The sequence below is a fragment of the Chrysanthemum yellows phytoplasma genome (assembly GCF_000803325.1).
Taxonomy (GTDB): domain Bacteria; phylum Bacillota_I; class Bacilli_A; order Acholeplasmatales; family Acholeplasmataceae; genus Phytoplasma; species Phytoplasma asteris.
The window spans coordinates 1-6,189 of record NZ_JSWH01000091.1 but is presented as its reverse complement, the minus strand read 5'-3'; the positions used below and the strand labels follow the sequence as shown (position 1 = coordinate 6,189).

Sequence of the window (6,189 nt, the reverse complement as noted above, 5' to 3'; positions counted from 1 at the left end):
ACCAAAAAGTAAATATTGAAATGAAAAAATAATTGTTATTTTGTATGTACATTTTTACATTTTTTTTAACCCCATCTTTTTACAAATTTGCCACAGCAGTTCAAAAAATAAAAAACTTGCTATTAATGTCATTTTATCACAAAAAAAAAACAAACAACAAGTTTTTTGCTCACTAATCTGTATATCATGAGTGCTTTCCTTGCAATTTTATATATAAAAAAAAGAGACTTCAAAAGTCTCTTTTTGGGATTATTTAATTTTTTTTAAAAATATTTTTATTTTTTTTGTCAATCGATTTTTTTCTAAATTGCGTTCTGCCTGGGTTTTGGTTAAGTAGTTAGGAACTAATAAATGGCAATTGGAAACAATTTTTGCAAATTGTTTGATGGTGCAAAAATCTATTTTGATAGTAGTTGGTTCAATTAATAAATGATTAGGAAAAGATTGCAAGAAACTGCTTTCAAATCTATCTTCGTTTAAGTAAATGTGGTTTTCTTTGAGGCTTAAAGCAAAAAAAGCATTACTTCTAACATCAATTAAAGGAGTAAGTGAAGCATAAGAATAACCACTAGATAAAAGTAATAGACTGCTTATTTGGTATAAAGGGATTTGTAAGTTGAAGGATAACATTTTGGCTGTAAGAACTGCTACACGAGTGCCAGTATAAGAACCAGGACCCACACCAACTATTAAAGCATCTAAGTTGTTTAGACCTAAATTATTTTCTTGTAAGACACTTTCAATTAAAGGAATCATGCAAGGAACATAATCGTTTTTGCCAAGGCGGGATTTGAAAGTAGTAATTTTTCCTTGGATAACTAAAATAACTATTTGGCTTTTGGTGGCAGTATCTAGAATTAAAATGTTTTTGTGATTCATTGTCGTATCGCTTTCAAAAGTTTGGTTAGAGATTTGCAAAAAAAATTTAAAGGTTGATTTTGGAATAAGTATTTTGAATATCATTTTGATCCACTTTTATTTTTATTATCAAGGTTGCTATTTTGATAGATAGTAATTTTTCTTTGAGTTTCATTTAAAAATGTCATTTCTACTAAAAAAGCAAAATCAGGAAAAAGGTAACTGCAATTTTGAAAATATTCTACTATAACAAAATCTTGATAAGTAAGGTCTTCTAATAGTTCTTCTAAAAATTCAGTCTCAAGGTCTGTGCGATATAAATCAAGATGATAAATAGTGTGCAATTTGTTCTTGTAGGTTTTAGAAATGACAAAAGTAGGACTACAAACATTTTGAAGGATGGCAAAACTTTTAATAAAACCCTTAGTAAAGATAGTTTTTCCACAACCCAAAGAGCCTTGTAATAAAATGATTGTTTTGCTTTGTTTTTCTTTGGGAGTGTTTTTTTTTTGATTGATGAGTTTTTTTCCTAAATTGTAACCTAATATTTGGGTTTCTTTTGGGGTATTAGTAATTGTTTCTAAATATATTTTGGTTTTCATATGCGTTTAGACCTTTAATTATGAGATTAAAATAATATGATAAGACCTTTGTTCTTTTTCCTTTGGTGTTTTGTCTTTTGTTGTTGGTTTAAAATTAATTTTCTACGCCATCTACATCAAGTACTTCTTTTTTGACAACTGCTACTGAAACTGCTTTATGACCTGTTTTTAATTTGATGATGCGCGTTCCTTGGGTAGCTTTGTTTTTGGTTTTGGTAATTTGGTCAATTGCTACTCTTACTACTTGTCCTTTGTCAGAAGAAACAATAAGATCATCTGTAGGGAGGACAACTTGTAGGGTAATAAGCCTTCCTTTTTGGTCGTTTACTTTGATAGTTTTAGAGCCTTTGCCACTACGTGCTTGAATGCGGTATTGGTTGACATTGGTGATTTTTCCAAAGCCGTTTTCAGTCATTACTAAAATGTTTTGTTCTTTGGAACCAGTGTCAATTAAAGCAGCTCCTACTAAGAATTCATCACTTCCAAGACGCATTCCAATTACACCCATGCTGTTGCGACTAATACTTTTAATTTTGGTTTCACAAAAACAAATAGCATTGCCATTGTTAGATGCTAGAATGATATTTTTAGTGCCTGTGGTTTTGTTTACTGTAAGGACTTCATCGTTTTCTTTTAACCTAATTGCAATAAGACCTCTTTTGGAAATGTGGCTGTATTCTTTGAGAGGTGTTTTTTTGACTATGCCTTTTTTGGTAGCAAAGAATAAGTAATCTTGGGATTGATCAAAGTTTTTAACACTGGTGAAAGAAGTTAAAAATTCGTCTTTTTCGAATGGTAAGAAATTAACAAGATGGCTTCCTTTGGATTGTCTTTGACCTAAAGGAATTTCGTAGCCTTTGAGTTGATAGACTTTGCCTTTGTTAGTAAAAAATAAGTGATAATCGTGAGTAGAAGTAATTGCTAGATGTTCAATAAAGTCTTCTTCGTAGATTTTCATACCAGAAACGCCTTGCCCACCTCTTTTTTGTTGTTTGTAAGTATCAATATCCATGCTTTTGATGTAGCCTTTGTTAGTAATTGTAATAATGATAGGTTTTTCTTCGATTAAGTCTTCGTCTTCAAAGTTTAGGGGAGCATCAAAATTGAGGGTAGTTTTTCTGTCATCTTGGTATTTTTTCTTCATTTCTAGAAGTTCTTTTTCTAAAATGCGTTCTTTTTTCTTTTGGGAATCAATGATACTTTGGCATTCTAAAATTTCTTGAGTGAGGTTTTTTTCTTCAGTGATAAGTTTTTGAGTTTCTTGGTTAGCAAGTCTTTGGAGGCTCATTTCTAAAATGGCTTTGCTTTGTATTTCATCAAAATTGTATCTTTGCATTAATTTGCTTTGGGCTTCTTTGACATCTGTAGAAGTTTTGATGAGTTTAATAGCAGTTTCGATGTCTTCTAAAATAGTGATAAGAGCTGTTACTAAATGTTTTCTTGCGCTTGCTTTTTTGAGTTCAAAGCTTTTTTGGCGGTTAATAACTTCGATGCGGAAATTGAAAAAAGCTTCTAAGATTTGTTTTAAAGAAACTAATTGGGGAGTTTTTCCAACTAAGGCAACCATATTGATACCAAAAGAAATTCTTAATTGGGAATGTTTGTAAAGCTTGTTAAGAATAATTTTACTGTTTGCGTCTCTTTTAAGTTCGATTACAATTTTCATTCCTTTGCGACTGGATTCGTCTCTAAGGTCTGTGATTCCTTCTACTATTTTGTTTTTAACTAGAAAAGCAATTTTTTCAATTAGATCAGTTTTTTTGACTTGATAAGGAATTTCTGTAACAATGATTGAAGTTTTTCCTCTTTCTTCCGAAACGTGACTTTTAGCCTTTAAGATAACAGCTCCTTGTCCGGTGTGATAAGCGCTTTTTAAACTTTGTAAGCCTAAAAGTTCGCCACCAGTAGGAAAATCAGGTCCTTTGATGTGTTGCATTAATTCATCAATGGAAATGTCTTTATTATTAATGTAGTGAATTAAACCATCAATGACTTCGCCTAAATTATGAGTAGGGATTTTGGTTGCCATTCCTACTGCAATTCCTGTAGCTCCGTTAATTAATAAGTTGGGAAGAGCTGTTGGAAGTACTAATGGTTCTTTTTCAGTACCATCGTAATTATCAACAAAATCAATTGTGTCTTTGTCAATGTTTTTGATTAGTTCCATTGCCATTTTTGCCATTTTAACTTCAGTATAACGCATAGCTGCTGCTTTGTCGCCATCAATTGAACCAAAGTTTCCATGACCGTCTACTAAAGGATAACGGTAACTAAAATCTTGAGCCATTCTTACCATTGCCTCATAAATGCTTGAATCTCCATGAGGATGGTATTTACCCATAACATCCCCAACTACACGAGCTGCTTTTTTGTAGCTTGCGTGACTGTAGACGCCTAATTCTTTCATACTATATAAAATACGTCTTTGGACTGGTTTTAAGCCATCTTTAATGTCTGGTAAAGCTCTTGATACAATTACGCTCATTGCATAACTTAAGAAGGATTTTTTCATCTCCTCGCTTAAGTTTACTTCTTGAATGTTGCCATGATCGTGGTCTTTGTGGTTGTTGGCTTCATTGTTTTGAGTTTTTTGGTCGCTCATTTTTAACCTCTTTTTAAATATATATTAGTTGTTATTTAATGTTATATTTTGTTAGTTTTAGTTGTATAAAATAATTATTTATAATTAAACGTCTAAATCAGCTTCTAAGGCTTTTTCTAAGATGAAGTTTTTTCTTGGTAAGACTTTTTCTCCCATTAACATGTTAAAAGTTTGGTCTGCTTCCATTAAGGCTTCTTCATCACTTAAAGCATTAAGGGCATCTTTGAGGCTTGCTTTGAGAAGAGTGCGAGTTTCTGGGTCCATAGTTGTTTCCCAAAGTTGATTAGGATTCATTTCTCCAAGTCCTTTGTATCTTTGGAAACCATCTTTTAAGTTGTTTTTAGTTGCAAAAGTTTGTTTGGCTTTTTCATCATAAAAATATTTTGGAGCGCCTTTTCCTTTTTGGTATTTGTATAAAGGAGGACGAGCAAAATAGATGTAGCCTTTTTCAATTAATTTACGGAAATGTCTGAAAAAGAAAGTTAATAGTAAAGTTCTTATGTGAGCTCCATCAACATCGGCATCTGTCATAATGATAATTTTGTGATAACGGATTTTATCCATATTAAAGTCTTTGCCTTTACCAATGTTAATTCCTGCACCAATTGCTTGTATTAAGGATTTAATTTCTTTATTGGTAAGAATTTTGGCATCTAGACTTTTTTCTACATTAAGGACTTTACCACGTAAAGGAAGGATAGCTTGAAAACGTGAGTCTCTTCCTTGTTTAGCAGAACCGCCCGCTGAATCTCCTTCGACAATGTAGAGTTCAGAAATATGAGGGTCTTTACTTCTACAATCAGCTAATTTGGAGGCAAAACCTAAAGAATCAAGGGGTTTGTTTCTTACTACTTCACGAGCACGTTTAGCAGCTAGACGGGCATTTGCAGAAAGAAGACATTTATCAATTATTTTTCTTGAATCTTGGGGATGTTCTAATAAATATTTTTCTAAAAATTCGCCAAATAATTGGGATGTAATTTGTCTTACTTCAGTATTTGCTAGTTTGGCTTTAGTTTGTCCTTCAAATTGAGGGTCTTGATGTTTTAAAGAAATAATAGCAGTAATTCCTTCTAAGATGTCTTCACTTAATAAATGTTCGTCTTTTTTTAAAAGATTGAATTCCTTAGCATATTTAGAAATAACACGGTTTAGGGCTAGTTTAAAGCCTTCTTCGTGAGTTCCTCCTTCATGAGTAGGAATATTGTTAACAAAAGAAAAGATTTTTTGGCTTTGGGTGTAGTTAGGAATAGCATCTTTGCCTTCTTTTTCTTCTATTTCGTTTCCTTGTGCATCTTTTTTAGGGGGACGAATTTTGGTAGTGTATTCAAAGACAATTTCAAAAGCTAGTTTTTGGGATTCTTTTTCCAGATAAAAAATTTCGTGAAAAGGAGTTTGTTTGTGACTAGTGTTAATAAAATTTAGGTAGTCTTGCAAACCTTTTTCATGGCAAAAGTTAAAAAAAGTTTCTTTTTCGTATCTTTTGTCAGCAATGTTTAATTTAAGACCTTTGTTTAAAAAAGATAATTGTTGCATTCTTTCTTTGAGAGTATCAAATTTATAAATGGTAGTTTCTTGGAAAATTTCAGGGTCTGCTAAAAATTGGATAGTAGTTCCTCGTTTGTTAGTTTTTCCAATTACTTCCAAAGGCGAAACTGCAATTCCTTTTTCGTATTTTTGAAAATAGATTTGCTTATTGAGATGAATTTCTACAGTAAACCAAGTAGAAAGAGCATTTACCACAGAGGCTCCTACACCATGAAGTCCTCCTGAAACTTTGTAAGAAGAACTGTCAAATTTTCCTCCAGCATGAAGAGTAGTTAGAATTGTTTCTACTGCTGGTTTTCCTGTTTTGGGGTGAATATCAACTGGGATTCCTCTACCGTTGTCAGAAACACTAATAATTTCTCCAGGTAGGATTTCTAAAGTAATGTTGTTAGCGTGTCCTGCTAAAGCTTCATCAATGGAATTATCAACGATTTCCCAGACTAAATGATGAAGTCCTTTTTGAGCAGTTGAACCAATATACATTCCTGGTCGTTTGCGAACTGCTTCCAAACCTTCTAAAATTTGAATACTATCGGCATTGTAATTTTTCAAAAGAATAGCTCCTTTTTTGTAAATTTA

4 protein-coding genes are annotated in these 6,189 nt (G+C 32.2%); all 4 read right to left on the bottom strand.

What is annotated here, in order from left to right:
- Positions 1-249 precede the first annotated feature (249 nt).
- Positions 250-879, bottom strand: coding sequence for a tRNA (adenosine(37)-N6)-threonylcarbamoyltransferase complex dimerization subunit type 1 TsaB (tsaB, locus tag OL66_RS01700; protein ID WP_052177939.1), 630 nt, complete (start codon positions 877-879; stop codon positions 250-252).
- 80 nt (positions 880-959) lie between these two features.
- Positions 960-1,460 (bottom strand): tRNA (adenosine(37)-N6)-threonylcarbamoyltransferase complex ATPase subunit type 1 TsaE, encoded by a 501-nt coding sequence (gene tsaE / locus OL66_RS01695; RefSeq protein ID WP_034172214.1) that lies wholly within the window; start codon positions 1,458-1,460, stop codon positions 960-962.
- A 94-nt stretch (positions 1,461-1,554) separates the two neighbouring features.
- The gene (gene gyrA, locus OL66_RS01690; protein WP_034172213.1) at positions 1,555-4,062 is read right to left on the bottom strand and encodes a DNA gyrase subunit A; all 2,508 of its coding nucleotides are present in this window, start codon (positions 4,060-4,062) and stop codon (positions 1,555-1,557) included.
- An 84-nt stretch (positions 4,063-4,146) separates the two neighbouring features.
- Entirely contained in the window at positions 4,147-6,162 is a 2,016-nt protein-coding gene (locus OL66_RS01685; protein ID WP_034172212.1) for a DNA topoisomerase subunit B, read from the bottom strand.
- Positions 6,163-6,189: the final 27 nt, after the last annotated feature.